Consider the following 1,317-nt stretch of genomic DNA (forward strand, 5'->3'; position numbering starts at 1 on the left):
ATGAGGCATGTTCCGCGTCCTTGCAATACTGTGTTTACATACAGTCTATCGCTTAGCGGAAAGTTCTTTTACCCTCAGCCGAAATGCCTGCCGTTGCTAGACATTGCCAGCCAGTGCCCGTCACTCCGCGGTCTTCACTGCGTGATCGAGTTGATCGACACCCGCCGTGACACGCTCCATGAAGTGCCTGCCTGCGTCTGTTAGCCGAACGCCCCGCGCATGGCGCTCAAATAGCAGGACACCAAGGTTATCCTCCAGCGCTTTCACACGCGCGCTGACGCTCGACTGGCTGATACCAAGTGCCTTGGCCGCATGCCGAAAATTCAGATGCTCGGCGACGGCGATGAACTGAACAAGGGAAATGAGCGGTATCCTGCCAGACAGGATACCGACATTCACGAGGTTTCGATGGTTAGTGCGCCGCATCGGAGCGGGCCTGCTACCAGTCGTCGGTTAGACGACTGGCGACTTCTCGGTGGCAGCCCCACGGAGCCGAAGGAGCACCAGCCCCAACGAAACCAGTACCGCCATCGCCGTGGCGTAACAGATCACGGGCCACGCTGTGTCACCGTTTAAAAGTGCCACCGCCAATGTCCCGACAATGCTGACTATCAGGCTTTGAACGCAGAAGTAGAACGCGACCGCTGATCCCGCGATGTCGTCGAACTCTGCCAAAGCGCCGTTCGCGGTAACGGACACCGTGAAGACAATACCGACCGCGACAACCCACATCGGTAGGATGAAGGTGAGGAATGACGGCGAGCCGTAAAGTTCGCCGATCCCCAACAGGACCGCTCCGCAAACAAGCAACGCCATCCCACGCGCCACGCATCCTGCGATGCCCCATCTGGCGACAAAGGACTTCGCGAAACGGGTTGTCACGATCATTACAAGCGCGACAGTGGCGAAGGCAAAGCTGAATCCGATCTCGGAATATTCCGCTTGGCCTATGAGCACACGGGGAGCCGTCGAGAAGAAGACGAAGTAGGTGCCCATACCGGCGCTAAAGCCGACAGTGTAAACCCAAAAAGCCGGACTCGCGAAGATCGGCAAGACAGATCGGCGCGTCTTGACTTGATCCAGAGGGCGGGTTTCGTGCCACCTGAAACCCGCATTTAGGAGTGCGAGCATCGCCAGTATAGCCAAAGTAATGAATATCGCCTGCCATCCCAAGAACTCGCCGATCAATGCTCCGGCGATAGGGCCGAGCGCAGGCACGAACGCCAGCATCGAACTGAAAAGGCCGTAGATGACGACACCCTCAGGACGGTTGGCATAAACGTCGCGAACCGTCGCGAACGTCGCCACCAGCATGGC

Annotated in this window: 2 protein-coding genes; both read right to left on the reverse strand. The window is 57.9% G+C overall.

Annotated elements, in window-relative coordinates; all coding sequences use genetic code 11:
- Nucleotides 1-120 precede the first annotated feature (120 nt).
- Nucleotides 121-426, reverse strand: a complete 306-nt coding sequence (locus FTU54_RS15090; RefSeq protein ID WP_001255015.1) for a LysR family transcriptional regulator — start codon at nucleotides 424-426, stop codon at nucleotides 121-123.
- Between the two features lie 27 nt (nucleotides 427-453).
- Nucleotides 454-1,317: MFS transporter (locus tag FTU54_RS15095; RefSeq protein ID WP_180074914.1), on the reverse strand; the 864-nt coding region annotated here is incomplete at its 5' end.

The organism is Acinetobacter sp. YH12116 (assembly GCF_013418895.1).
GTDB classification, from domain to species: Bacteria; Pseudomonadota; Gammaproteobacteria; order Pseudomonadales; family Moraxellaceae; genus Acinetobacter; species Acinetobacter indicus.

What these genes read in the sequence shown, in the direction of transcription:
- FTU54_RS15090 (WP_001255015.1), bottom strand. Translation starts at nt 426, where the DNA reads ATGCGGCGCACTAACCATCGAAACCTCGTGAATGTCGGTATCCTGTCT.